Genomic DNA, 26,050 nt, shown 5'->3' on the forward strand with positions numbered 1-26,050 from the left:
CGCCAGTCACAGCGGCGCCTCCTCCTCCGTCGCGGCCAGGATCTCGGCCAGGTGCAGGGCCCGCAGCGGGGCGCCCCGCCGGCGCAGGATGCCGTCGAGGTGGGCGAGGCAGGAGTTGTCGGCCCCGCACAGCACGGCCGCGCCCGTGGCGGTGGCGCTCGCGATCTTGTCGGCGCCCATGGCGGCCGACACGGCCGGGTTCTTGACGGCGAACGTGCCGCCGAACCCGCAGCACTCCTCGGCCCCGGGCAGCTCCACCAGCTCCAGGCCCCCGACCGCGGCCAGCAGCCTGCGCGGCCGGTCCCCGAGCCCGAGGCCACGCAGGCCGTGGCAGGACGGGTGATAGGTGACGGTGTGCGGGAAGTACGCGCCCACATCGGTCACCCCGAGCACGTCGACCAGGAACTCGGTCAGCTCGTAGACCCTCGGAGCCAGTGACGCCGCCGCCTCGGCGAGCTCCGCGCCCCGCCCCTCGGCGGCCGCCTTCCGCCCGATCCGCGGGTAGTGCTCGCGGATCATCGCCGCGCAGGACCCGGAGGGGGTGACCACGTACGGGTACCCGTCGAAGGCCGCGGCGGTACGCCGTACCAGCGGTTCGGCCTCGTGCCGGTATCCGGTGTTGTACTGCGGCTGGCCGCAGCAGCTCTGGCCCGCGGGGAAGTCCACCTCGACCCCGAGCCGCTCCAGCAGGCGTACGACGGCGATGCCCGTGCGCGGGTAGAGCGCGTCGTTGACGCAGGTGACGAACAGGGCGGCACGCATGACGGGCAGAATAGCCGGGTGAAGAAGTTCTCAGTGATCGGCATAGGCGCGGGCGACCCGGACCACCTGACCCTCCAAGCGGTCAAGGCGATCGGCAGGGCGGACGCGTTCCTCATCCTGGAGAAGGGCGAGGAGAAGGCGGACCTGACCGGGCTGCGGCGCGCCATGCTCGACGAGCACGCCCGCCCCGGCCACCGGCTCGTGGAGGGCCGCGACCCCGACCGGGACCGGGCCCCGGCGGACTACACCCCGACCGTGGACGGCTGGCGCAGCGCCCGCGCCGCCCTCTTCGAGCGGTTCATCGCCGAGGACCTGGCGGAGGGCGAGACCGGGGCGTTCCTGGTGTGGGGCGACCCCTCGCTCTACGACTCCACGCTCGCGATCCTGGACGAGGTGCTGGAGCGCGGCCGGGTGTCCTTCGAGCACGAGGTCGTGCCCGGCATCAGCAGCATCTCCTCGCTGCTGGCCCGGCACCGGACCAACCTGAACCGGGTCGGCCGCCCGGTCCAGATCACCACCGGCCGGCGGCTCGCGGAGGGCTGGCCGCAGGACGTGGACGACGTGGTGGTGATGCTGGACGCGCGGCACGCCTTCACCGCCCACCTCGACAAGGACCTCTACATCTACTGGGGTGCCTACGTCGGCACCCCGGACGAGATCCTGGTCCAGGGCAGGCTCGCGGAGGTGTCCGGCCGGATCGAGGAGCTGCGGACCGAGGCCCGCGCCCGCAAGGGCTGGATCATGGACACGTACCTGCTCCGGCGTAGCTGACGCCTCACCCCAGGAAGGCCGGGAGCGCGGCGGCGAGGCGTTCGTACTCCTCGGGGCGGTTGTAGATCTGCCCGCAGACGCGGATGCCGCCGCCGCCCGGCCAGGGCCAGATCAGCACCCGGACGCGCAGCCGCGCCGCCAGCTCCTCGCGCAGGGCTCGGGCGCTCTCCGGCGTCTCGGCGACCCCGGGCGGCAGCCGCAGCGCGCGCATCGCGAGGCCCTCGGTGTACGGGAGCGGGGTGAGCCCGGGGATCCGGGCGAGCAGGGCCGCTCCGTGGGCGGCGAGGGCGGCGTTGTGGGCGCGTACCTTGGCGGCGTCGAGGCGCTCCAGCAGCTCCAGCCCCTCCGGGGCCGCGAGCCAGCCGGTGTAGTCGGCGGTGGCACGGTATTCGACGGAGCGCGGGAATCCGTGCGCGTCCTCCCAGGAAGGCACCGGGGGCCGGATCCGGGCGCGGTGGCGCGGGGCGACGGCGAGGACGGCCGTGCCGGGCGGGGCGTAGCCCCATTTGTGGAGGTTCCCGAACCAGAAGTCGGCGCCGCCCGCGAGCGGGTCCGCGATCATGCCGGGGGCGTGCGCGCCGTCGACCACGGTGGTGATCCCGAGGTCCGCGAGTTCGGCGAGGAGCCGGGGCGTGGCGATGAGGCGGGCGGTGGGCGAGCTGATGTGGTCGAGGACCGCGACCTTGGTACGGGGCGTCACGCCGGCCAGCACCGCCTCGCGTACGGCGTCCTCGTCGGGCAGGAACGGGTCCAGCGGCACGGTGGTGACGGGGGCGCGGCGGGCGGCGGCCGCGACGACGGTGCCGTAGCCGTGGTCGGTGACCAGGATCTCGTCGCCCTCGGCCAGTGGGACGGCGTCGAGGGCCAGGTTGGCGCCCTCGGTGGCGTTGGCGATGAAGGCGATCCCGTCGGGGTCGGCGCCGAGGTGCGCGGCGACGCAGGTGCGGGCGGCGGTGATCCGCTGCGCCACGCCGACGAAGAAGGCGTCCGGGTCCTCGTGGGCCTCGGCCCGGAGCGCGGCCTGGGCTTCCTGGACGGGGACCGGGACCGCGCCGAAGGAGCCGTGGTTGAGGTGGGCGGTGCCGGGGTCCAGGCGGAACAGGGCCGGCCCGCCGGGGAACGCAACGGGGTGTGCCTGCTCGGACACGGGTGCCTCCCTCGCTCGCGCGGGTCCTGTGGGTGGCCCGCTGCGCGGAGCCTCTCCCCACCCTGCCGCTTCCCGAAACCGGGCTCCGCCCGGACCCGTGCGCCCGGCAGCGGCGCCGCACCTGCCGTGCGTGCGCAACTCGCGTGCGCAACTCGCGTGCTACTCGCGTGCGCTACTCGCGGCCGCTCGTCGCCGCGTAGTACTGGAGGTCCTGGACCGCCACGGTGTGGTCCACCGGATACGGCAGCTTCACCTCCGTCACCGCCCTGCCGCCCCGCACCACCTCCGCCGAGCCGGCGCCCGCCCTCAGCGGCAGCAGTTCGGAGTGGATCCCGGCCGGTGCCCTGTGGGAGCCCCTGGCCGGGCCGACGGCCGTACGGACGGTCCCCGGCTCCGTGAGGAAGCTGAGTACCTCCACCGTGTCACGGGGCGCGGCGCTGCCCTTGCGCGGGGACATCAGCAGCGACTGCGTGCCCGTCGGGGCGGCGGCCGCGAACTGGGTCCGGGCCGTCAGGTACAGGGTGTCCCGGACGATCTTCGGCCAGGCGCCGGTCTTGAAGCGGGTCAGGTAGTAGGAGGTGAGGTCCAGGTACGTGTACCCGTTGTGCAGCGAGGGCGCGAACTGGCTGCCCTCGGAGTAGTCGTTCCAGGTGGTCAGCTGCACCCAGTCGGCGCCGTCGTCGATGGCGTGCTCCCAAGTGGCCCGCAGGGTCGCGGTGTTGCCCGCCTCGTCGTAGACGCCCTGGTTGGGGCGGGCGTCCTGCACGGATACGGGCTGCATCCAGATCTTGCCCATGCCGTGCGCCCGGCGCGCGTCGCGCGTGGAGCTCTCCTGGCCCACGTAACTGCGGCTGCCCCACTCGGAGAAGCCGTGGCTGATGGGGGCGAACTCCCCGTGGTGCGCGCCGAAGTCCAGGAAGAGGGGGACGAACGCGGTGCGGATGCCGTGCTTGGAGTCGAGCAGGCCGAGGACCCGGGTCCACCAGGCCACGCTCTTCTCCTCCGCCTTGAACGGCGAGACGACGAGCCGGTCGTCGCCGAGCCGGTGCGCGGCGGGGTACTTGCCGAGGGCGGCGACGGCGTCGGCGAGGACACCGGGGTCGTCCGTCTTCAGCGAGGTCATGTCCGGCATCAGCATGATCCGGAAACCGGGGTCCACCGAACGGGCCGCCTCCATCAGGAGGTTGGAGCGCTCCCAGTTCTTGCCCGAGAGGGAGAGCAGGTCGAGGGTGAACCCGTCGATCCCGGCGGCGCGGGCGGTCCGGACCTCCTGCTGGAGGTTGGCGTACTCCCAGTCGCCCTCCTTGGGCGGCACGGGCAGCGGGCGGTCGCGCAGCAGCCCGCCGTAGCGCTGGTGCTTCCCGTCCTCGCCACCCGGTTCGAGGTAGTTGCGGGTGTAGTAGTCGCCGTTGGCGCTCGCGTTGTCGAGGGAGAGCGGGTACGGGGTGAAGTAGTGGGCGAACACCAGCTTCCCGCCCGCCTTGCCGGAGCGCAGCGCGGCCGGCTGGGGCATGTCGAAGGGCAGCAGCCCGGCGGGGCGCGGGGCCCCGGGGTCCGTGGCGGCGGGGGTGGCGCCCGGATCCGGCGTCTTGGCGCTCGGGGTGGCCCCCGGCTCCGGCGCTCTCGATGGTGCGACGGCCGTCGTGGGTGCGCCGGGCCGCGAGGGCGCCGCACCCGGGGCGGCTGCCAGCGGGCGGGAGCCGGATGGGAACAGGTCCTCGGCGATGCCGGCGGCGGCGAGGACGCCGACGAGCAGGAAGGCGGAGATCAGCAGGGCCAGCAGGGGCCGGCGCCCCGGGAAGCCCGGGCGGCGGCGGTGCGACGGGGGCCTCGCCCGACGTTCGGTCCGCCCGTCCGGTCGCCTGTCCGCTGCCATCGTGAGCCCCTCCCCCTGCGCCCGCCCCCGCGTTGGGGTTCGCACAGCAGTACAGCCGATGACCGGCTGCCGGACAACCGCCGGATCGCTCAGGAGCGGGCGGCCGCGATGTCCACGTTCTCCAGGATGCCGATGGCGTCGGGGACGAGGATCGCGGTCGAGTAGTAGGCGCTCACCAGGTAGGACATGATCGATTTCTGGTCGATGCCCATGAAGCGGACGTTCAGGCCGGGTTCGTACTCCTCCGGGATGCCGGTCTGGGTCAGGCCGATGACTCCTTCGTTGTCCTCGCCGGTGCGCAGCGCGAGGACGCAGCTGGTGTGGCCGCCGGTGATCGGGATCTTGCCGCAGGGCAGCACGGGCACGCCCCGCCAGGCCGGTACGGTGCGGCCCTCGACCTGGGTGGTGTCGAAGGAGAGCCCGCGCTTGTTGCACTCGCGGAAGAACGCCGCGATGGCCTTGGGGTGCGCCAGGAAGAACCGGGTGCCGCGCCGCATGCTGAGCAGGTCGTCCATGTCGTCGGGGGTGGGCGGGCCGGACCAGGTGCTGATGCGCTGTTCGTAGGCGGCGTTGTGCAGCAGCCCGAACTCCCGGTTGTTCAGCAGCTCCGACTCCTGTCGTTCGCGCATCGCCTCGACGGTCAGGCGCAGTTGCTGCTCGAACTGGTTCATCGGGTCGTTGTAGAGGTCGGTGACCCGGGTGTGGATCTGCAGGATGGTCTGGGCGAGGGAGAGTTCGTACTCGCGCGGGCTGAGGTCGTAGTCCACGAAGGTGGCGGGCAGGACGTGCTCGCCCTCGTGGCCGGAGGAGAGTTCGATGTCGGCCTCGCCGCGCCGGTTGACCGGGCGGCGGCCGTTCTCCACGTACCGCTCCAGGTGGGCGCGCAGGGAGGCGGAGCGGTCCAGCACCTCCTGGAAGGAGCGCCAGCGCAGCACCATCACGGTCGCGGCGGTGGTGGCCACGACGGAGTAGTCCCAGGTCGGCGCGGGCCGGCCGAGGGCGTCGTCGCCGAGCTGGTCGCCGTCGGCGGCGACGCCGATGAGGTCCACGGCGCCGTACTTGCCCGGGGCCCGCTTCTCGAAGCGGCCGTGGGCGATGACGAAGACCTCCTCGACGGGGGCGCCGGCCTCGACCAGGGTGTCGCCGCGGCGCAGGTCGCGTTTGACGAAGCGGGCCGCGAGGTCGGCGAGGACCGGCTCCTCCGGGAAGCCCTTGAGGGTGGGGAGTTCGGCCAGGGTGGGCGCGAGGATCCGCACGTCGTCGGCGCCGGACTGGACGAAGGAGACCCGGCCGCGGCCGACGGCGTGACTGAGGCGGCGGTTGACGCGGTAGGTGCCGGCGTTCACGTCGACCCAGGGCAGCATGCGCAGCAGCCAGCGGGAGCTGATGCCCTGCATCTGGGGCGTGGACTTGGTGGTCGTGGCGAGGTTGCGGGCGGCGGCGGTGCTCAGGGCCTGGCGCGGCGCGCCGGCTGCCGCCCCGGCCGGGGGCGCGGTGGATTCGGGTGTGGTCATGCCGGAGTCCCCTCCTGCGTCGGGCCGCTGCCGGTGGCCGGCTCGGCGTGGTAGCGGGCGGAGGTGCGGTGCCATTCGAGGTTCCCGCCGAGCCAGGCCCATACGTCGGCCAGGTAGCGGGTCAGCGGCGGGAAGCCGGCCGCGGCGAGGGCGGCGGACTCGTCCTCGAAGGCGTGGACGAGCTCGTCGTGGATGTCGGCGGAGCGGCGGACGGCCTCTTCGCGGGTGCAGCCGTCCTCGGCCTGGATCAGGGAGGGCAGGTTGTAGCTGACGGCCGTGCCCTGCTCCTCGCGGCGCATGGAGTAGAGGTCGTTGACGACGACGCCGGCGGAGGCTGCCTTCAGGACGGCGCCCCGCACGCGCGGGTCGCCGTACGTCTCGACGGGCAGTTCGTAGCCCCCGGCGGCGTCGAGCATCACCATGACCGGGAGGAAGCTGTTGTCCTGGCGGACGGTGAGGAACTCCTGGACGGAGGGGGTGCGGCCGGTGACGCGCCAGCCGGCCTCGGCGGTGTAGCCGGACCACAGGGCGGCCAGCTCGTGGCGGTAGCGGGTGATCTGGGACCAGGTGGCGTACTGCTTCAGGTGCGCGGCGCTGGAGCGGAAGGCCACGAGGACCGGGTCGGCGCGCAGCGTGTCCTCGTGGCCGGGCGCGTAGCGGGCGGGGAGGTAGGCGGGGTCGACGGCGGCGTTGGCCAGGGAGAGGTTGGTGGCGATGCGCAGCGGGTCGGCTCCGGCCGAGTCGTCGTCGCAGTAGTAGTCGTCGGAGGCCCACTGGGCGAGGGTGCACTTGGCGGGGGCGAGCAGCCGGTCGGGGTCGTGGACGTGGGCGAAGGCCAGGACGAAGTACCGGCCGAGGGAGAGCGCCCGGACGTCGTCGAGCCGGCCCTCGTAGAGGCCGGTGTGCTCGGCCCATTCGATGAGCCGGTCGTCGATCTCGCGGGCGAGCGCGTCGTGCTCGCGCAGGGCCGGCGGACAGTACAGCTCGGGCACCTCACCGTTCCCGCCGCCGCCCCCGCTGCCCGGGCGGCGGTTCGCGCCGGGCCGGGCGGCGGGCGGGACCCGGAGGGAGGCGGGCGGGACCCGTAGGGAGGCGGTGCCGAAGCCGGCCGGGCCGCCGCGCAGCCGCTCCAGCAGCGCGGCACGGGAGCGGGCGGAGGCGGGCGGGTGCGTCTGCATGGCATCGACAGTGCGGCGCGGGCCCGCCGGACCGGAACCCGCGGCGGCTGCGGCCGTGTTGAAAATCCGCCGGGGTTGAAGCTCTGCACGGATGTACGACGCTCAGGACACCCCGGCCCGCTCCAGCAGCGGCCGCACCACCCCGCTCCCCCGCACGGTCCGCAGCCGCGCCCGCATCCGGCGCAGCGCGTCGCTCACTCGGGCGGATTCCAACTGCGGTACGACGTCGAGCAGTTCGTGCCAGGCCGCGCAGGCTCGTTCCAGGTGCCCGCGTTCCAGGTGGAGTTCGGCGAGCCGGGCCGCGGTGATCGCCCTGGCCCGGCGCTCGGCGGGCGGCCGGTGCCGCAGCGAGGAGGTGAGCGCGACGATGGCGCCCTTGAGGTCCCCGAGCGCGGCCAGCGCCTCCGCCTGCTGGTGGGCGAGGGCCGCCCGGTGGTAGGCCCCGATCGGCGCGGACTGCCCGTCGGAGCGCTCCAGCAGCCGCTGCGCACACGTCAGGTGGTTCAGGGCCGCGCGCCGGTCCCCGCAGCCCGCCTCGGCGACCGCGAGCTGTCCGGTGACGAAGGCCGCCTGGACGTCCGGGAGCCGGGGCAGCTCGCGGGCCGCCGCCTCGGCCAGCTCCAGGGCCTGTTTGCGGTGGCCGAGGTGGTACGCCTGGACGCTCATCCCGCGCAGTACGGGCGCGTGGCACTGCGGGTCCCCGGCCTCGCGCCCGAGCCGCAGGGCGGCGCGGTAGTAGGCCTGGGCCATCCCCTGCTGGTTGCTGTCGAAGCACAGGAACCCGGCCGTGTAGGCGAGCCGGCAGGTGCTGCCGAGCAGCCGGTGGCGTACCGAGGGCGGCGCGTCGGCCCGCAGCCACGGGGCCACGGTGGTGGTGAGGTAGGCGATCAGGGCCGCGCGGGCGTGTCCGCTGCCGAACATCATGTCGGCGCCCCGGAAGACGGGCAGCACCGCGTCCGCCGCCTCTACGTGGTGCTGGCCGATCCGGTCTCCGCCCCGCCCGGCGGGGGAGGCCGTCGGCGGTGTCGCTTCCGTGGGCCGCCACGCGGAGGAGTAGACGGGGATCTCGCCGAGCAGCCCGGTCCCGCATTCGGGCCGGGCCCCCACCGCGAGCGACACGGCGGCGAGGGGGCCCGGGCGCTCGGGGGCCCCCTCGGCCGGGGAGGGCCGGGCGGCCCGGGCGGCCCGGGCGAGCCCGGTGTCGGCGGCGCTGACCCGCCGGCCGGTCCGGCGGCTGAGGGCCTCGGCGGCGAGGGCGACGACGTGGGCCGGCGGGCGGGTGCCCGCGAGCCAGTGGGAGACGGAGGTGCGGTCGTAGCGGAGGGTGAGGCCGGTCTCGGCGGCCACGCCGTTGACGGCGCGGGCGAAGTCCTGACCGCTCCAGCGAGCGTCGGCGAGGAGGGTGCGCAGTCGTCCGTTGGGTTCACGCTTGGCGATGAGAATCACCCATCTCGTACAGGTGTCCAGCGTTTCAACACGGTTGGACATTCAACAGGGTGGGGCCGGAACGGATGTACCGGGTGAGGCCGCCCTGCCCCTAACTAAGACGTGTGCACGCGGGGACACGCGGTCACACCGCGTGTCCGGTGGCGTGCGGGAGCACGGCAGATCACTCGGGAGCGGTAGCCCCCCTTCCGGTCACCCCCGCACGCCACCCCCACCGGCCCTCGGGGCTGATCACCCGTAGACCGACCGAGAGGAACACCTTCATGTCAGTCGACCCGGCCGCCACCGAGGAAACCACCGCCGCCGCCCGCCAGAGCCTGAGCACCGAGGCCGCCCGGAACCTGGCGACGACGACCAAGTCCGCCCCGCAGATGCAGGGCATCAGTTCGCGCTGGCTGCTGCGGATCCTGCCCTGGGTGCAGACCGGCGGCGGCACGTACCGCGTCAACCGCACCGTGAGCTACACCCTCGGCGACGGCCGCATCAGCTTCGTCAAGACCGGCACCGAACTGCGCGTCATCCCGGCCATGCTGCGCGAGCTCGGGATGCTGCGGCACTTCCCGGACGACGCGGTGGTCAAGTCGATCGCGGACCGGTTCGTCAAGGAGGAGTTCCGCAAGGGCGACGTCATCGTCCGGCGCGGCGAGCCCGTCGACAAGATCTTCCTGATCGCCCACGGCCGGATCGAGCGCCTGGCCCCCACCGCGTACGGGGAGGAGGCCGCTCTCGACGTCCTCAGCGACGGCGACCACTTCGGCCACCACCCGCTGCCCGACTCCCGCTGGGAGTTCACCGCCCGGGCGCAGACCGACGTGGTGACGATGACGTACAACCGCGGCGACTGGGACGCGGCCCTGAACGCCTCGCCCGCGCTGCGCCGGCACGCCGAGGCCTACCTGGAGGCCGAGCGCGTCGGCCGCAAGGGCAGCGACGCCGTGGACCTGTCCTCCGGCCACGTCGGGGAGCCCCTCCTGCCCGGCACGTACGTGGACTACGACCTGAGCCCGCGCGAGTACGAACTCAGCGTCGCCCAGACCGTGCTGCGGGTGCACACCCGCGTCGCCGACCTCTACAACCACCCGATGAACCAGGCGGAGCAGCAACTGCGCCTGACCGTCGAGGCATTGAAGGAGCGCCAGGAGAGCGAGCTGGTCAACAACCCGGAGTTCGGACTGCTGCACAACGCGGACTACGAGCAGCGGATCTACACCCGCACCGGCCCGCCCACCCCAGACGACCTCGACGAACTCCTCAGCCGCCGACGCGGGTCGCAGTACTTCCTGGCCCACCCCCGCACCATCGCCGCCTTCGGCCGCGAGTGCAGCCGGCGCGGCCTCTACCCGGACAGCGTGGACTTCCAGGGGCACCGGATGCCCTCGTGGCGCGGCCTGCCGCTGCTGCCCTGCAACAAGATCCCGGTGACGAGGGAGCGCACCAGCTCGATCCTGGTCGTGCGGACCGGCGAGGACAACGAGGGCGTCATCGGCCTGCACCAGACCGGCCTGCCCGACGAGTACCAGCCGGGCCTGTCGGTGCGGTTCATGCACATCAACGAGCAGGCGATCATCTCCTACCTGGTGAGCCTCTACTACTCGGCGGCGATCCTGGTCCCGGACGCGGTCGGGGTCCTGGAGAACGTAGAGATCTCCCGCTTCGACGACTGAGGACGGCCGCGACGATGAACCGTCAGGACCAACAGCCCTTCGAACTCCCCGAGTTCTACGTCCCGCACCCCGCGCGCCTCAACCCGCACCTGGAGGAGGCCCGGGCACACGCCCGCGCGTGGGCCCGGGACCGGGGGATGCTGGAGGGCTCCCGGATCTGGGACCTCGCCGACCTGGAGGCGCACGACTACGCCCTGCTCTGCGCCTACACCCACCCCGAGTGCGACGGGCCGATGCTCTCGCTGGTCACGGACTGGTACGTATGGGTGTTCTTCTTCGACGACTGGTTCCTGGAGGTCTTCAAACGCTCCGGGGACCGGGCCGGCGGCCGCGCCGCGCTGGAGCGCCTGGCCCTCTTCATGCCCGAGAAGGCCGCCGGCCCGCTCCCGGAGCCGACGAACCCGGTGGAGGCCGGCCTCGCGGACCTGTGGGCCCGCACCGTCCCCGGGCACTCGGCGGACTGGATCGCCCGCTTCTCGCGCAGCACCCGCAACCTCCTGACCGAGTCGCTGTGGGAGCTCGACAACATCAGCATCGGCCGCGTCTCCAACCCGGTCGAGTACGTGGAGCAGCGCCGCAAGGTCGGCGGCGCGCCCTGGTCGGCCGGGATCATCGAGCACGCGGTCGGCGCCGAGGTACCCGCGGCGGTCTCCGCCGAGCGGCCGATGCGCGTCCTGCGCGACTGCTTCGCCGACGCGGTGCACCTGCGCAACGACCTCTTCTCGTACCAGCGCGAGGTGGGCAAGGAGGGCGAGCTCAGCAACGGGGTGCTGGTGCTGGAGAACTTCCTCGGCTGCACCACCCAGGAGGCGGCCGACCGGCTGAACGAGCTGCTCACCTCCCGGCTCCAGCAGTTCGAGCACACCTTCTTCACCGAACTGCCCCCGATGATCGCGAAGGCGGGCCTGGACCCGGCCGAGGTCCTGGCGGTGCTCACCTACGCCCGCGGGCTCCAGGACTGGCAGTCCGGCGGCCACGAATGGCACATGCGCTCCAGCCGCTACATGAACGGGCGCACGGGCGGTACGGACCCGGCCGCCGCGCAGGCGGTCCCGGCACCCGCGTGGCTCCCCGGCGGCCCCTCGGGACCGGGCACGGCGGCGCTCTGCCTCAAGGCGCTGCTCGGCCTGCCCGGCGGCGGGCAGCGCGCCCGCCGGCACCGCCACGTCCCGCGACCGGTGGGCCCGTCGGTGATCCCGGAGTTCTACCTGCCGTACGCCGTCCCCCTCAACCCGCATCTGGCCGGGGCCCGGACCCGGCTCCTCGACTGGAACCGGGCCATGGGGATCCTCGACGAGGGCTACTGGTGGGAGGAGAAGGCCGCCGGGTACGACTTCGCGCTGTGCTCGGCCGGGATCGACCCGGAGGCTTCGGCGGAGGCCCTGGACATCAGCGCGGGCTGGCTGAGCTGGGGCACGTACGCCGACGACGTGTACCCGCGACGGTTCGGGGCGACGCGCGACCTGGCCGGGGCCGCGGCGCAGACGGCGCGGCTGCGCTCCCTCATGCCGCTGGACCCGGCTCCGCCGCCCATCACCCCGGTGAACGCCATGGAGCGGGGGCTCGCGGACCTGTGGCGGCGCACGGCCGCGCCGATGACGGGGGCCCAGCGGCGGCTGTTCCGTACGGCGATGGACCGGGTGCTCGACGCCTGGCACTGGGAGCTGGAGAACACGGCCGCGCACCGGGTGCCGGACCCGGTGGACTACCTGGAGATGCGGCGGGTGACCTTCGGCTCGCCGATGACCATCGCGCTGGCCCGGATGACGCACCTGGACGTGGTCCCGCCGGAGGTCTACCAGAGCGCGGCCGTGCAGTCCCTGGAGGCCGCCGCCTTCGACTACTCGGCGCTGATGAACGACGTGTACTCGTACCAGAAGGAGGTGGAGTACGAGGGCGAGGCGCACAACATGGTCGTCGTCACCGAGACCTTCTTCGACTGCGACTACCCGACCGCGCTGGGCATGGTGAACGACCTGATGACCTCGCGGATGCGGCAGTTCGAGCACGTCCTGGAGAACGAGTTCCCGGTGATGTACGCCGACCTCGGGCTCGACGCGGCGGCCCGGGCGGCCATGGACCGGTACGCGGAGGAGCTGAAGCGGTGGATGGCGGCGATCGGCGGCTGGCACGAGGGGACGCGTCGATACCGCGAGGAGGATCTGAAGCGGCACCACGCCGGCCGGACGGCGGCGCCGGACCGGCCGGCGTCCCGGCCACTGCCCGCGGCGCCGCACCGGCCCGCCTGGACGACCTGACCGGACACGACCCGGATGCTCAGGCGTGCAGGGCGTTCCCGTCCTCGACGTGCCCCTCGGGCTCCAGCTGGAGCGTGGAGTGGGCGATGTCGAAATGCCCGCCCACGCAGGCCTGCAACCGGGTGAGCAGCGCGCCGTGGTCCTCGCCGCGCAGGGTCTCGGCCGCGACCACGACGTGCGCGGTGAGCACCGGCATGCCGGAGGTGACGGTCCAGGCGTGCAGGTCGTGCACGGCGAGTACGCCGGGCTGTCCGAGGAGGTGGCGGCGCACGTCGGCGAGGTCCATGTCCTGCGGGGTGGCCTCCAGCAGGACGTGGCCCGCGTCGCGCAGCAGCCCGTAGGCGCGCGGGACGATCAGCAGGCCGATGACGATGGAGGCGATCGGGTCGGCGGCCTCCCAGCCGGTGAGGAGGATGACCAGGCCGCCGATGATGACGGCGACGGAGCCGAGGGCGTCGCCGAGCACCTCCAGGTAGGCGCCGCGCAGGTTGAGGCTGTGGTCCTTGGCGTCGCGCAGCAGCCACAGGCCGACCCCGTTGGCGGCGAGGCCGACCACCGCGACGGCGAACATCAGCCCGCCCTTGACTTCGACGGGCTCGCTGAACCGGCCGATCGCCGTGTAGAGGACCCAGACGAAGATGCCGAGGAGGAGGACGGCGTTCAGGACGGCGGAGAAGATCTCGACCCGGTAGAAGCCGAAGGTGCGGCGCGGGGTGGGGGCGCGCTGTGCGAGGGTGATCGCGCCGAGGGCGAGGGAGACCCCGATGGCGTCGGTGAGGCTGTGGGCGGCGTCGGCGAGCAGTGCGAGGCTGCCGGACAGGACCGAGCCGACCACCTGGACGAGGGTGATCGACACGCTGATGCAGATGGTCCACAGCAGCCGCTTGCGATAGGTCCCGCTGAGGGTTCCGGCTGCGGCCGGGGGTGCACCGTGGTCATGGCCCATGATCACCATCCGACCACAGCTCCCTCCGCCCCGCCCGGCGGCGCGGGCGATTTCCCCGGAGTCCGACATTCCCCTGGTCTTACGGGAGAACTGACGCATAATCATCCACACGCGGCCTGAAACAACCCTCTGCCGCGGACACGTCACGCATGCAATGGGGGGCATCGTGCCGATGAGGGAAACCGGCGGAGCCGGAACACTGCCGACGACGTCAGCCGAGCTGTCCCGGCTGCTCACCGCCGTGCGGCGGGGCCGGGTCCTGACGGTGACGGGCGGCTTCCGGGCGCCCCGGAGCCTGCTGGTCCGGGAGATCGCGCACCGGATCTCTTCCAACTTCTGCGACGGTACGGCGGTCCTCACCCTGGAACACCGCACCGGCGTACGGGAACTCGTGGCCGCGCTGGGCTGCCTGCCCGGGATGCCCTTCCTGCCGTGCGGGACGGCGAACGCCGCGTCATGGCTCGCCGAGCGGGACATGCTGCTCGTCCTCGACGACAGCGGCCGGCTGGACGCCGAGGCCCTCGCCTGGCTCCGCTCGCTGCTCACGATCGCGCCCGGGCTGCGCATCCTCGCGGCCGGCCGGCACCCGCTGGCCGTCGGCCAGGGCCGCGTCCACCGCCTCTGACGCTCAGCCCCGCCGGCCGAGCCCGAGCAGCCCGGCGAGCCGCGCCCGCAGGCCGCCGGGGCCGCCAGTGCCACCGGGGCGCGACTGCGCGGGTGCGGTCGCGGGGCGGCGGGCCCGCAGCTCGGCCCACACCGCTTCCGGGCACCGGCCCTGGGGGCGGGACTTCAGGAACGCGCGGTAGCGCACCGTACGGGGCTGCCGGCCGATCTCCACCCAGTGGAGGCGGCCCGATACCGGGCGGGCACGCTAACGCAGCCGTCAACACCGGCGCCAGGGGCGCGCGTCGGGGCGGCCCGGCGAGGTGTCAGCCGGCGGGCCGCCACTCGTCGGCGGGCAGTCCGAGGATCACCTCGTCGACGAAGGCCCCGGACACCCAGGCCGAGCGCCGCAGGGTGCCTTCGAGGGTGAAGCCCGCCCGGATCGCGGCGCCGATCATCGCCGTGTTGTCGGCGAGGGTGTCCACCTGGAGCCGGTGCAGCCCGCGCACGGTGAATCCGTAGTGGCACAGCAGCCGCACGACGTCCGTGCCGTAGCCCCGGCCCCGGCAGCCGGGCAGCAGGGACATCCCGAGGTGGGCACCGCGGTTGTGGGTGTCGATGCCCCACAGCAGCGCCTCGCCGGCGAGCTCCCCGGAGCCGGCCGCGACCACCGAGAAGACCGCCGCGTCGTCGGCCGGGGCGGCGGGCTCGTACGGGGAGTGGCCCGCGGCCGCGGCCCGCGGGCGCCAGGGCCGGGAGTCGGCGCGCGAGCGCGTCGCCACGTCCTCGTAGAGCTCCGCGTGGAGTACGGGTACGTCTTCGGGGTACCGGGCGCGCAGCGCGGTCAGCTGTCCTTCGATCACCGGCTCTTCCTAGCCGCTGATCGAAGGCCCCACAACCGGGTTTCGCCCCGACCGTTCCGCCCCGGACACGGCTCCGCCCCGGCCGGGCGCGGTGCCGGCCGGGGCGGAGCGGGTACTACGGGCGGCTCACGTCAGTCCGCCTGCCACTGGCGTCAGCCCAGGGTCGCGATCGCCTGGTTGAACGTCGCGGACGGGCGCATGACCGCCGCGGCCTTGGCGGCGTCGGGCTGGTAGTAGCCGCCGATGTCGGCCGGGGAGCCCTGGACGGCGATCAGCTCGGCGACGATCTTCTCTTCGGACTCGGCCAGCGTCTTGGCGAGCGGGTCGAAGGCGGCCGCCAGCTTCGGGGCGTCGGTCTGGCGGGCCAGCTCCTGCGCCCAGTACAGGGCCAGGTAGAAGTGGCTGCCGCGGTTGTCGATGCCGCCCAGCTTGCGGCTCGGCGACTTGTCCTCGTTGAGGAAGGTGCCGGTCGCACGGTCCAGGGTGTCGGCCAGCACCTGGGCGCGGGCGTTGCCGGTGGTGGTCGCGAGGTGCTCGAAGGAGACGGCCAGCGCGAGGAACTCACCGAGGGAGTCCCAGCGCAGGTAGTTCTCCTTGACGAGCTGCTGGACGTGCTTCGGGGCGGAGCCGCCGGCGCCCGTCTCGAAGAGGCCGCCGCCGTTCATCAGCGGGACGACCGACAGCATCTTGGCGCTGGTGCCCAGCTCCAGGATCGGGAACAGGTCGGTCAGGTAGTCGCGCAGCACGTTGCCGGTCACCGAGATGGTGTCCTCGCCGCGGCGGATCCGCTCCAGCGAGTACGCGGTGGCCTTGACCGGGGAGAGGATCTCGATGGTGAGGCCCTCGGTGTCGTGGTCGGCGAGGTACGTCTTGACCTTGGCGATCAGCTGCGCGTCGTGCGCGCGGCCCTCGTCCAGCCAGAACACGGCCGGGTTGCCGGTGGCGCGGGCGCGGGTGACGGCGAGCTTGACCCAGTCCTGGATCGGCGCGTCCTTGGTCTGGCAGGCGCGGAAGATGTCGCCGGCGGCGACCTCCTGCTCCAGGACCGTGTTGCCCGCGGCGTCGACGAGGCGGACGGTGCCCGCGGCGGCGATCTCGAAGGTCTTGTCGTGGCTGCCGTACTCCTCGGCCTTCTGGGCCATCAGGCCGACGTTCGGAACCGAGCCCATGGTGGCCGGGTCGAACGCGCCGTGCGCGCGGCAGTCGTCGATGACGGTCTGGTAGACGCCCGCGTAGCTGCTGTCCGGGAGGACCGCGAGGGTGTCGGCCTCGTTGCCGTCCGGGCCCCACATGTGGCCGGAGGTACGGATCATGGCCGGCATCGAGGCGTCGACGATGACGTCGGACGGAACGTGCAGGTTGGTGATGCCCTTGTCCGAGTCGACCATCGCGAGGGCCGGGCCCTCGGCGATCTCGGCGTCGAAGGAGGCCTTGATCGCGTCGGCGTCGGGCAGTGCGCCCAGGCCGTTCAGGATGGTGCCGAGGCCGTCGTTCGGGGACAGGCCGGCGGCGGCCAGGGTCTCGCCGTAGCGGGCGAAGGTCTTCGGGAAGAAGGCACGGACCACGTGGCCGAAAACGATCGGGTCGGAGACCTTCATCATCGTGGCCTTGAGGTGCACGGAGAACAGGACGCCCTCGGCCTTGGCACGCTCGATCTGGTCGTTCAGGAAGGTGCGCAGCGCGTCGACGTGCAGGACGGACGCGTCCACGACCTCGCCGGCGAGGACCGGTACGGACTCGCGCAGCACGGTGGCGGTGCCGTCGGCGGCGACGTGCTCGATGCGGAGCGTGCCGGCCTCGGCCATCACCGCGGACTTCTCGGTGGAGCGGAAGTCGTTCTCGCCCATGGTGGCGACGTTCGTCTTCGACTCGGAGGTCCAGGCGCCCATGCGGTGCGGGTGGGCCTTGGCGTAGTTCTTGACCGACGCGGGGGCGCGGCGGTCGGAGTTGCCCTCGCGCAGGACCGGGTTGACGGCGCTGCCCTTGACCTTGTCGTAGCGGGCGCGGATCTCGCGCTCCTCGTCGGACTTCGGGTCGTCCGGGTAGTCCGGGAGGGCGTAGCCCTGGCCCTGGAGCTCGGCGACCGCGGCCTTCAGCTGCGGGATCGAGGCCGAGACGTTGGGCAGCTTGATGATGTTGGCTTCCGGCGTCTTCGCCAGCTCGCCGAGCTCGGCGAGGGCGTCCGCGATCCGCTGGCCCTCTTCCAGGTGCTCGGGGAAGCTGGCGATGATCCGACCGGCCAGGGAGATGTCACGGGTCTCGACATTCACACCGGCCGTCGACGCGTACGCCTGGATCACAGGCAGGAACGAATACGTCGCGAGGGCCGGGGCCTCGTCAGTGTGCGTGTAGATGATGGTCGAGTCAGTCACCGGATGCTCCGCTCCACAGTCTGCGTCTCTCGTCTGCAACATTGCTCGACATCAAGATATCTCGTGATCGGGCCGCTCTGGACAGCCCCCTGCCCGAGTCCGGGGGAGACGCGCGTCACCCCGGAGCCGCTCGGGACCCCCCGGAACGGCGAAAACGCCGCCACCGGCTGTTTCCAGCCAGTGGCGGCGCTCAGGAACTCGGTCGTACGGGCCGGATCAGGCCTGGACGGCCTTCGGGCTCACGCCGTACGCGTTCGGCTGAGCGTGACCCTCGGTCGCCATGAGGACGATGATCCAGATGAAGCCGACGAGCGGGATGACGCTGACGAAGTACCACCAGCCGGACTTGCCGGTGTCGTGCAGACGGCGGACCGTGAGCGCCAGGTTCGGCAGGAAGGTGGCGAGGGCGTAGATACCCGTGAGCAGCGGGTAGGTGCCGAAGACACCGTCCAGGATCATCAGGACGATCGCGATGCCGAAGTTGATGAGGAAGAACATCCAGAACTCCTGGCGGCGCGCGCGGCCGGAGAAGGTGGCGTACTTCTTCATGACGTCGGTGTAGTAGTTCATGGGTCCCCCCAGAGGACGGTTCGTCGGCCCGTCCTGCTGGAGCAAGCCGGGGCAGAACTTATGCCCCGCTTACGTGGCGGTCAAGCCAGTTCCCAAGAGGCCGGAACAGCCGCATTCCTTGAGTTCATCAACCAAAACCACGGGTATCGGGCGCCACTTGGAACCCACCGGTCGTACTGGGTCACACGGGGTGAGGACACAAGGGTGACAACGGGCATTTCGTGTGGCCGCAGTGGCTGCCGAGCGCTTCGAACTCGGCGCGCGGGCAGCCTTGTCACCGGCGGACCGGGCCCGTCCGAGCCCACATCGTTACGGGTCCGCGACCTGTCGTCACGGCTCCGCGGAGCCGCGCCGCCCGCCGGCGCGGCGCCCCGCGCCGGTCAGGGGGTCCGGCCCGGGACGCCGGGAACTCACCGGCCGGTTCAACCGATGTGGAAGGAGTCCCCGTAGACCTTCCAGTCGAGCGGGGTGTTGAGGTTCAGGTTGCCCTTCTTGAGGAAGACGCGCTGGGCGGTGTCGACACGGCTGGTGTCGCTGTGCGCCTCCTCCTGCTTCATCGCCCAGACGCGGGCGTCGAGGAAGGCGCCCAGCCAGGTGGTCTCGTTGCCGCCCTGGGCCGGGGGCTTGGCCTTGGACAGCGCCCGCTTGCGGATGTTGCGGAAGCTGGTGGAGTCGGTGCCGTCGCCGTGCATGACGATGGCGTCGTAGTAGATGAACTGGCCGAGCGTGCCGACCCCGTCCGACTTGCCCTGGTTGACGGCCGGGTTGAAGTAGACCCGGTCGCGCTCGTGGTCCTGGGCCTTCTTGAACTCGCTGTCCTGGGCCGCCTTCGCCCAGTCCTTGGTGAAGTTCGGGTCGAGGCCGGCGTGCGAGTCGCTGCCGTCGACCTTGCGCAGCGCCGGGAGGTACTTGGCGAGCACGTTGCCCGGCTTGACCTGGGTGTAGTACTCGACGAGGTCGAGCATGTCGCCGGTGCCGGAACAGAAGCCGATGATGCCGGCGGTGTAGCCGCGGCCGTCGTCTATGTCCTCGATGTACTTGTACTGCGCCTTCCAGTCCAGCGAGGAGTTCTCGGCGCTGGAGACGATCTGCATGGCGATCTCCTTCTTCGCCGGGTCGTCGAGCCCGACGGCGGCCGCCGCCGGGGCCACCGCCGTGGGTGCCGGGGCGGGAGCGGCCGTCGCGTGCGCCGCGATCGGGGCGGCGAGGAGCGCCGTCCCGAGCAGGGCGCCGAACGCCATCGTCTTGCGCTGAGGAGTGAACACAGGGCCTCCATGCGGTAGTTGAGGCTTGCGATTCCGTTAGGAAACTTTCCTACCAGACATCCGGAGCGGGGAACACCCCTTGGACCGGGGCGGCCGGTTTGGATCATTGACCAGGCCGGGAGCGCGCCGCCGCCGCATTTTCCGTGTCCGAAACCAGTCGCCCGGAAGCCGCGCCGGTTGCTTGACTGACGGCACACTCCGAAGGCGAACCGGCACCGCGTTTGCGGCTCTCTCGCCCTGCCGGCCCCCGGAGCCGAGGGAGGTGTCCCCGCGCGCCGACAGCGGTGTTCTGCGCGCGGGGCCCTGGCATATGCGGCGATGGATCCGGCATCCTTACGCATCTGCGGCCTGCTCTGGCCGCCTGAGCCCGCAAGCGAGGGTGGAGGCCCGGATGGCCGTAGTCGTGATCGGTGACCCCGCATCGACCCCGGGCGCCGCCGGGGACTCCGCCGGCGCCGGGCTCCCCGCCGAGGTGGTGGCCGTGTTCGAGGCCGCCGGGCTACGGACGCATCTGTGCCGGCCCGGCGACGGGGATCCCCTTCCGGCCACGCTCACCGGCGCCGACGCGCTCGTCGTGACCGCCGCTGCGCCCGAGGCGTTGCCGCTGCTGCGCGCGGCCCTGACCGCCGAGGTCCCGGTACTGGCCCTGGGCGAAGGGGCACCGCTGCTGGACCGGGCCGCAACGGACTCGCCTCCCACCCTCCCCGCACCCCCGCCCACCGCCCCCCTGCCCGCCCCTGCACCCGTGGCGCACCCCGGCCCGCTACCCGGGGCCGGATCCGAGGCCGGGTCCGGAGCCGGGGATACGGCTAGGGCGGGGGCCGGTGCTGAGGCCGGGTCCGGGTCCGGGGCTAGGGCTAGGGCTGAGGCCAGGACCAAGGCCGGGGCCGGGACGGAGGCCGGGACCGGGACCGGGGTTGAGGTCCGGGCTGGGGCCGGGGCAGGGACTGGGGCTGGGGCCGGATCAGGGCCGGGACCGGGGCCGGTGCTGGCTCCCGGCCCGGGGGCGGACCCGGGCCCGGGGTGGGGGACACCGTCGGGCAGCGGCAGCGGCGGCGTCCGGCGGGTCGGCGGGAGCGCTTGGGCGGTGCCGAGCCCGCTCGGGGACCCGGACATCGCCCCGGTGCTCCGCCACTTCGCCGCGCTCACCGCCGCCCGGGCCGAACACACCGCCACCCGTGCCTTCTTCACCCCGCGCGCCGAGGCCTGGGAGGAGCGGTTCGCCTACCAGACCCCTGCCTACGAGGCCGCCGTGGCCCGGATGCGGCTGCGGCCCGGCCAGACCGTGCTGGACCTGGGCTGCGGCAGCGGCCGGGCGCTGCCGGCGCTGCGTGCGGGGGTCGGGGCGGCCGGCACGGTGCTCGGCGTGGACCTGACCCCGGCCATGCTCGCGGCCGCCGCCCGCGCGGGCCGGCGCGGCCCGGCCGGGCTGCTGGTGGCCGACTGCGGCCGGCTCCCGCTGCCGACGGGCACGGTGCACGGGATCTTCGCCGCCGGTCTGCTCGACCATCTCCCGCAGCCGCGCACCGCGTTGACCGAGTGGGCCCGCGTATCGGCCCCGGGCGCGGAGCTGCTGCTGTTCCACCCGTCGGGCCGTGCCGAACGGGCCGCCCGGCACGGCCGCGCCGTCAGCCCCGACGACCCGCTCGCCGAGCCGAACCTCCGCCCTGCGCTGCACGCGACGGGCTGGCGGCTGGCCGAGTACGAGGACGCCGGCACCCACTTCGTGGCCCGGGCGCGCAGGTCCGCGCCCACGCCCACGCCCACGTCCGCCTCCGCGTCCGCGCCCACGTCCGCGTCCGCGTCCACCTAGGGGTGGCCATCGCGGACGCGCCCAGGCCCCCTGGGGCCTGTCGTCACAGTGGCGCCAGTCAGGCCCGCGGCGAGGCGCGACGCCGGACGCCGCCGGCCAAGCGCCACTTTGACGACAGACCCCTAGAGCCAGCCGTTGCGCCGGAAGCCCCGGTGGATGGCGAAGCAGGCGATGGCCATGACGCCGAGGACGGCCGGGTATCCGTAGGTCCAGTGCAGTTCGGGCATGTGGTCGAAGTTCATGCCGTAGACCCCGCAGACCATCGTCGGCACGGCGACGATCGCCGCCCACGCCGTGATCTTGCGCATGTCCTCGTTCTGGGCGACGGTCACCTGCGCGAGGTGTGCCTGCAGGATCGAGTCGAGCAGCGCGTCGTAGGAGCCGATCTGCTCCGTGGCGCGGGTCAGGTGGTCCGAGACGTCGCGGAAGTACGTACGGATCTCCGGCGGGATGACCGGTATCGGCTGCGTGGCGAGCACCTGGAGCGGCCGGGCCAGCGGGGCCACCGCGCGGCGCAGCTCCAGGAGTTCGCGCTTGAGCTGGTAGATCCGGCCCGCGTCGCCGCGGCCGCCGTACTCGCTGAACACGGCGGTCTCCACGGCGTCTATGTCGTTCTGCACGGCGTCCGTGACGGCCACGTAGTCGTCGACGACGTGGTCCGCCATCGCGTGCAGCACGGCGGCCGGCCCCTTGGTCAGCTGCTCCGGCGAGGCTTCGAGTTCCTCGCGGACCGGGCCGAGGGTGCCCCGGCCGCCGTGCCGGATCGTGATGACGAAGTCCTCGCCGGTGAACGCCATCAGCTCGCCGGTCTCCACCACCTCGCTGGTCGCCGTCAGCTCCTCGTGCTCGACGTAGCGGACGGTCTTGAACACGGCGAACAGGGTGTCGTCGTAGCGCTCCACCTTGGGGCGCTGGTGCGCGTTGACCGCGTCCTCGACGGCGAGCGGGTGCAGGCCGAACAACGAGGCGAGCCCGGCGATCTCCTCCTGCGAGGGCTCGTGGAGGCCGATCCAGACGAACCCCTCGCCCGTCTTGCGGACCCGCCGCAGCGCCTCCTCGACCTCGGCGCAGCCGTCTTGCCGTACACCCTCGTGGTAGACCACGCAGTTGACGACCGCGCTGCCGAGCGGGGAGCGGGCCGGGTGGCTGAGGTCGACGGCCCGCCGGTAGCCGCGGCTCACCGCCCGGCGGAGATTGCTGAACATGGACAACGCGGGATTCCCTTCGGCCGATCACCGGCCAGTCTGCCACCGCCGCCGATCCGCCCACGCCAGGCGGGGTGGCTCGCCCGCGTGTACGCCGGGCGGACGGGGCGACGCGGTGTGGCGGCAGGGCCGCGACCAGCCAGAGCGGCCGGCTCAGGCGGCCGGCTCAGGCGGCCGGCGGCTGCGCGTGACCGCGTCGCGTCCTGCGCTCCGCCCGGGCGGAGCGCAGGAAGAAAGCGACCCCGGCGCAGCCGAACAGCAGGGACACCAGCGTGCAGGCCATGACCACGCCGAACCCGGCGTCGAGGATCCGCGGTACGGCGCCGAACGGCGCGGGAAGCCAGAAGCTGATCAGCGCGAGCGCCATCGGGCGCGGCGCGGCGACCCGCGCCCGCAGCCAGGCGGGCGTGCGCCCGGCCAGAACGAGCAGCGGCAAGGGCAGCAGAAGCAGCGTCGAGACCGCCAGCAAGGTGGCGTGTATCTGCGGGTTCCCGTTCATCGATCCCCTCCGGTGTGGGGTCAGGCTAGCCCGCGTCACACCGGCGCTTTCATGCCGGGGCCCGGCAGTTTTCGGCCACCGGCCGCTGCCTGCCGACAGCCTGCCCGCTACGCGCGCGCAGCCCGCCCGCTACGCGCGCGCCGCGAGCGGGGCCGCTCCGAAGGACACGTCGAACCGGTCGCACCAGATGGTGACGCTGGTGAACTTCGACAGGTCCACTCCGGCCGGGATCTCGTAGTTCTGGTCGCCCTTGTTGCCCTTGAGCTTGCCCAGGCTGACGTACTGGCCGTCGTCGAAGACCCGCCAGCCGGCCACGCCCTCCTTGAACGGAGCGTCCGTCAGCCACACCCGCAGGTCGGGCCCGTTGCTGGTGTCGAGGTTCTCCAGGCGCAGGGTGTGCGAGCCGTCCGCGAGGCGGATCACCTTCACGGTGCCGGAGGTGGTGTGCTCGTGGCTGATCAGCGCGCCCTCGGCCACGGTGCGCGGCTGCGCCGCCCCGGGCTTGGCGGACGCGGATGCCGACGAGCCCGGCAGGGCCTCCTGGACGGTCGCGTTCTGCCACAGCTTCCACGGCTGGAACCAGAACATCCCGAGGCCCAGCACCACCACGCCCGCACCCAGCAGCGCCCACTTCCACCGGCCCAGTACCCGCGCCACGACGACCATCCCCATTCAGCTTCAGCGTGCTCGCACCGGCAGCGCCGGCGTCCTCCCCATCCAACCGCCCGCGGCCGCCCCGCCCTACCCCAAAGCTGATGACGAAACCCTTACGTCGCGGCGTTGCGCCACGTCAGGGCCGGTCGACAAAGACACTCGTCGACTTCACCCGCGCCGTCGCCCGCGCGCCCACCACCAACCCGAGCTCCTCGACCGCCTCGCGCGTCAGCAGCGACACGATGCGGTGCGGCCCGGCCTGGATCTCGACCTGGGCATCGACCGTACCGAGCTTCACGGCGGTGACGATGCCGGGAAAGGCATTGCGCGCCGAGGTGTACGGGGCTTCCTCGCCGTCCCCGCCCTCCTGTGCGGCCTGTACGCAGAACGCGGCCAGGTCGGGCCCGTCGACCATCCGCCGCGTGCCCTCCCGGTGGGTGGGAAAGCGCTCCGCGTCAGCCCAGCGCCGGGCCGTGTCGACGCTGACGCCAAGCAGCCGCGCCGCCTGGCCGATCGTGTAGGACTCCATACCGGCAGCGTATCGCCCGCATGATCGGCAGCAGTCGGCCTACACCGCGAGGGCGGCCACCTGGAGGGCCTCGACGGCCGCCCTGATCGAGGGCCGGCGGTCGGCGTCCGCGCGCCAGACCACGTACACGTGGCGGCGCACCGCGGCGCTCACCGGCAGCAGCCGGACCCCCGGCGGGACCGGGCCGCGCCCGAGCCGGGGCGTCACGCACACCCCGAGTCCGGCCTCGACGAACGCCAGCTGGGTGTGGTGCTCCTCGGCGATGTGCGCGATGCGCGGCTCGATGCCGGTGCCGCGCAGGGTGTACACCAGCCACTCGTGGCAGAACTGGCCCTCGTTCCAGGAGATCCACTCCTCGTCGGCGAACTCGGCGAGGGAGATCCGGTCGCGGCCGGCCAGCCGGTGACCGGCCGGCACCGCGATGTCGCAGGAGTCGTCGAGCAGGTGCGCCCGCGTGAGCTCCGCCGGCACCGGCATCCGCTTGTTGTGCCAGTCGATGGCCAGGGCCAGGTCGAGGTCACCGCGGACGACGGCCGCCATGCTCTCCTCCGGCTCCTGCTCCCGTACGCGGGTCCGCAGCTCGGGGTGCGCGGCGCGCAGTGCGGTGAGCGCCCCGGGCAGCAGCCCGCGCATGGCGGTCGGGAACGCCCCGACCCGCAACTCGCCGACGGCACAACCCCGTTGGGCCTCGACATCGGCCTGGGCCAGCTCCACCTGGGAGATGATCCGGGCCGCGTGATCGGCGAGGAGGCGCCCGGCGTCGGTGAGGCGCACGCCGCGCCCGTTCTTGGCGAGCAGCGGCTGGCCGATCTCCCGCTCCAGCTTGGCCATCTGCTGGGACACGGCGGAGGTGGTGACGTGGAGTCCTTCCGCCGCGCCGCTGACCGAGCCGTGGCGGGCGAGGGCGTCGAGGGTGCGGAGCCGCTCCAGGTTCAACATGTAAGCGATGCTACGCCTTCTTCACCATGAAGTCTCGCTTGTTCTACGAGGTTGAACACCGCAGAGTTGACCGCATGAGCGCACCCGCCACCCCTCGCAGAACCCTCGCCCCACTGACCTCCCCGGCCTCCCCGACGACGACGCGTACCTCCCGGACGACGACGCGCCTGGACTGGCGGCTGCGCTTCGCGTTCCTCTCGGTGATCTGGGGCTTCAGTTTCCTGCTGATCAAGGTGGGTACGGAGGCCTACGCGCCGTTCCAGGTCGCCCTCGGCCGGGTCTTCTTCGGCGCGCTCGCCCTGCTGACCGTGCTCCTGTTCCGCCGCGAGCGCCTGCCGCGCGGCCGCCGCACCTGGGCGCACCTGACGGTGGCGGCGCTGCTCCTGAACACCGCCCCGTTCTCGCTGTTCGCGTACGCGGAGCTGAGCATCCCGTCGAGCCTGGCGGGCATCTGCAACGCGACCTCGCCGCTGTGGGGCATGGCGCTCTCGCTGGTGGCGCTGTCCGAGGACCGTCCGACGCGGCGCCGCTTCGCGGGCCTGGGCCTGGGTTTCCTCGGCGTGCTGACGGTGCTCGGCGCGTGGCAGGGCTTCTCCGGCGTGGACGCCAAGGGCACGGCGCTCGCACTGCTGGCCTCGCTCTGCTACCCGATCGGCTGGATCTACGTCCGCCGCACGCTGGCGTCGACCCCGGGCTCACCGGTGGCCCTGACCGGCGCCCAGCTCCTGATCTCGACACTCCAACTGCTCCTGGTCAGCTCCCTCTTCACCTCGGCCCCGACCTCGTTCCCGCTGTGGCCCACCCTCTCCGTGATCGCCCTGGGCGCACTGGGCACGGGCATGGCGCTCCAGATGCAGTACGGCCTGGTGACCGAAGTCGGCCCGACGACGGCCCAGATGGTCACGTACTTCATCCCGGTGATCGCCACCACGGCAGGCGTGGCCCTGCTGGGCGAGCAACTCCACTGGAACACCCCGGTGGGCGCCGCCATCGTCCTGGCAGGCGCGGCCCTGACCCAAGCCCGCCGATCCAGCCCCGGGGCCAAGCCCAGCGCCCCCGGGGCCAAGCCCAGCGCCCCCGAGGCCCAATCCAGCCCCGCCGGGAGCACATCCAGCTCCGCCGAGAGCAAATCCAGCCCCGCCGGCGTTTGAGGCGCGGAGGCTCGGGCGCGGAGCC

Annotated in this window: 23 protein-coding genes; 6 read left to right on the forward strand and 17 right to left on the reverse strand. The window is 72.9% G+C overall.

Annotation, left to right across the window (positions count from 1 at the left end):
- Positions 1-6: 6 nt before the first annotated feature.
- Complete coding sequence (locus OG982_RS02890; protein WP_266947876.1) at positions 7-762, reverse strand: (Fe-S)-binding protein; 756 nt, start codon at positions 760-762, stop codon at positions 7-9.
- 18 nt (positions 763-780) lie between these two features.
- Here OG982_RS02890 and cobF point away from each other — a divergent pair, with 18 nt between their 5' ends.
- Entirely contained in the window at positions 781-1,533 is a 753-nt protein-coding gene (gene cobF / locus OG982_RS02895; RefSeq protein WP_266790037.1) for a precorrin-6A synthase (deacetylating), read from the forward strand.
- A gap of 4 nt (positions 1,534-1,537) precedes the next feature.
- On the opposite strand, the gene OG982_RS02900 is transcribed toward cobF, so the two are convergent.
- From OG982_RS02900 to OG982_RS02920, 5 genes are all read right to left on the reverse strand, one after another.
- The gene (locus OG982_RS02900; protein ID WP_266947877.1) at positions 1,538-2,680 is read right to left on the reverse strand and encodes an aminotransferase class V-fold PLP-dependent enzyme; all 1,143 of its coding nucleotides are present in this window, start codon (positions 2,678-2,680) and stop codon (positions 1,538-1,540) included.
- Between the two features lie 172 nt (positions 2,681-2,852).
- Entirely contained in the window at positions 2,853-4,556 is a 1,704-nt protein-coding gene (locus OG982_RS02905; RefSeq protein ID WP_266947878.1) for a glycoside hydrolase family 71 protein, read from the reverse strand.
- An 89-nt stretch (positions 4,557-4,645) separates the two neighbouring features.
- Positions 4,646-6,070, reverse strand: coding sequence for a family 2B encapsulin nanocompartment shell protein (locus tag OG982_RS02910; RefSeq protein ID WP_266947879.1), 1,425 nt, complete (start codon positions 6,068-6,070; stop codon positions 4,646-4,648).
- Complete coding sequence (locus OG982_RS02915; protein ID WP_266790029.1) at positions 6,067-7,248, reverse strand: family 2 encapsulin nanocompartment cargo protein terpene cyclase; 1,182 nt, start codon at positions 7,246-7,248, stop codon at positions 6,067-6,069. Before OG982_RS02915 ends, OG982_RS02910 begins: the two co-directional genes overlap by 4 nt.
- A 102-nt stretch (positions 7,249-7,350) precedes the next feature.
- Positions 7,351-8,694 (reverse strand): hypothetical protein, encoded by a 1,344-nt coding sequence (locus OG982_RS02920; protein WP_266790027.1) that lies wholly within the window; start codon positions 8,692-8,694, stop codon positions 7,351-7,353.
- A 263-nt stretch (positions 8,695-8,957) separates the two neighbouring features.
- On the opposite strand from OG982_RS02920, the gene OG982_RS02925 reads away from it, so the two are divergent.
- Positions 8,958-10,358, forward strand: coding sequence for a family 2B encapsulin nanocompartment shell protein (locus tag OG982_RS02925; protein WP_266790025.1), 1,401 nt, complete (start codon positions 8,958-8,960; stop codon positions 10,356-10,358).
- 14 nt (positions 10,359-10,372) lie between these two features.
- Complete coding sequence (locus tag OG982_RS02930; RefSeq protein WP_266947881.1) at positions 10,373-12,616, forward strand: germacradienol/geosmin synthase; 2,244 nt, start codon at positions 10,373-10,375, stop codon at positions 12,614-12,616.
- Between the two features lie 19 nt (positions 12,617-12,635).
- On the opposite strand, the gene OG982_RS02935 is transcribed toward OG982_RS02930, so the two are convergent.
- Complete coding sequence (locus OG982_RS02935) at positions 12,636-13,571, reverse strand: cation diffusion facilitator family transporter (RefSeq protein ID WP_266947882.1); 936 nt, start codon at positions 13,569-13,571, stop codon at positions 12,636-12,638.
- A gap of 157 nt (positions 13,572-13,728) precedes the next feature.
- On the opposite strand from OG982_RS02935, the gene OG982_RS02940 reads away from it, so the two are divergent.
- Entirely contained in the window at positions 13,729-14,187 is a 459-nt protein-coding gene (locus OG982_RS02940; protein WP_266790019.1) for a hypothetical protein, read from the forward strand.
- Between the two features lie 3 nt (positions 14,188-14,190).
- Here the strand turns inward: OG982_RS02940 and OG982_RS02945 are convergent, their stop codons facing one another.
- The 5 genes from OG982_RS02945 to OG982_RS02965 all read right to left on the reverse strand — a co-directional run bounded on the left by OG982_RS02945 (position 14,191) and on the right by OG982_RS02965 (position 19,211).
- Positions 14,191-14,400 (reverse strand): hypothetical protein, encoded by a 210-nt coding sequence (locus OG982_RS02945; RefSeq protein ID WP_266790017.1) that lies wholly within the window; start codon positions 14,398-14,400, stop codon positions 14,191-14,193.
- A 91-nt stretch (positions 14,401-14,491) separates the two neighbouring features.
- Positions 14,492-15,028, reverse strand: a complete 537-nt coding sequence (locus tag OG982_RS02950; RefSeq protein WP_266790015.1) for a GNAT family N-acetyltransferase — start codon at positions 15,026-15,028, stop codon at positions 14,492-14,494.
- A 152-nt stretch (positions 15,029-15,180) separates the two neighbouring features.
- Positions 15,181-17,400 carry an NADP-dependent isocitrate dehydrogenase gene (locus OG982_RS02955; protein ID WP_266790014.1) on the reverse strand — a complete coding sequence of 740 codons (2,220 nt, stop codon included), beginning with the start codon at positions 17,398-17,400 and terminating at the stop codon, positions 15,181-15,183.
- Between the two features lie 216 nt (positions 17,401-17,616).
- On the reverse strand, positions 17,617-17,970 hold the full coding sequence (locus OG982_RS02960; RefSeq protein WP_266790012.1) for a DUF805 domain-containing protein: 354 nt from the start codon (positions 17,968-17,970) through the stop codon (positions 17,617-17,619).
- 422 nt (positions 17,971-18,392) lie between these two features.
- Entirely contained in the window at positions 18,393-19,211 is an 819-nt protein-coding gene (locus OG982_RS02965) for a chitosanase (protein WP_266792250.1), read from the reverse strand.
- 1,111 nt (positions 19,212-20,322) lie between these two features.
- Between OG982_RS02965 and OG982_RS02970 the strand changes: the two genes are divergently transcribed.
- A complete protein-coding gene (locus OG982_RS02970) occupies positions 20,323-21,048 on the forward strand; it encodes a class I SAM-dependent methyltransferase (RefSeq protein WP_266947883.1) in 726 nt (241 codons plus the stop codon).
- Between the two features lie 122 nt (positions 21,049-21,170).
- On the opposite strand, the gene corA is transcribed toward OG982_RS02970, so the two are convergent.
- The 5 genes from corA to OG982_RS02995 form a co-directional block, all read right to left on the reverse strand.
- A complete protein-coding gene (gene corA, locus OG982_RS02975) occupies positions 21,171-22,253 on the reverse strand; it encodes a magnesium/cobalt transporter CorA (protein WP_266790008.1) in 1,083 nt (360 codons plus the stop codon).
- Between the two features lie 166 nt (positions 22,254-22,419).
- On the reverse strand, positions 22,420-22,752 hold the full coding sequence (locus tag OG982_RS02980; protein WP_266790006.1) for a hypothetical protein: 333 nt from the start codon (positions 22,750-22,752) through the stop codon (positions 22,420-22,422).
- Between the two features lie 129 nt (positions 22,753-22,881).
- Positions 22,882-23,418: a DM13 domain-containing protein gene (locus OG982_RS02985; protein WP_266949855.1), complete on the reverse strand. Its 537-nt coding sequence runs from the start codon at positions 23,416-23,418 to the stop codon at positions 22,882-22,884.
- A 124-nt stretch (positions 23,419-23,542) separates the two neighbouring features.
- The gene (locus OG982_RS02990) at positions 23,543-23,935 is read right to left on the reverse strand and encodes a molybdopterin-binding protein (RefSeq protein ID WP_266790004.1); all 393 of its coding nucleotides are present in this window, start codon (positions 23,933-23,935) and stop codon (positions 23,543-23,545) included.
- A 39-nt stretch (positions 23,936-23,974) separates the two neighbouring features.
- Positions 23,975-24,874 (reverse strand): LysR family transcriptional regulator, encoded by a 900-nt coding sequence (locus OG982_RS02995; protein WP_266790002.1) that lies wholly within the window; start codon positions 24,872-24,874, stop codon positions 23,975-23,977.
- 74 nt (positions 24,875-24,948) lie between these two features.
- Between OG982_RS02995 and OG982_RS03000 the strand changes: the two genes are divergently transcribed.
- Positions 24,949-26,025: a DMT family transporter gene (locus OG982_RS03000; protein ID WP_266790000.1), complete on the forward strand. Its 1,077-nt coding sequence runs from the start codon at positions 24,949-24,951 to the stop codon at positions 26,023-26,025.
- Positions 26,026-26,050 lie beyond the last annotated feature (25 nt).

This window comes from Streptomyces sp. NBC_01551, from assembly GCF_026339935.1.
Lineage (GTDB): Bacteria > Actinomycetota > Actinomycetes > Streptomycetales > Streptomycetaceae > Streptomyces.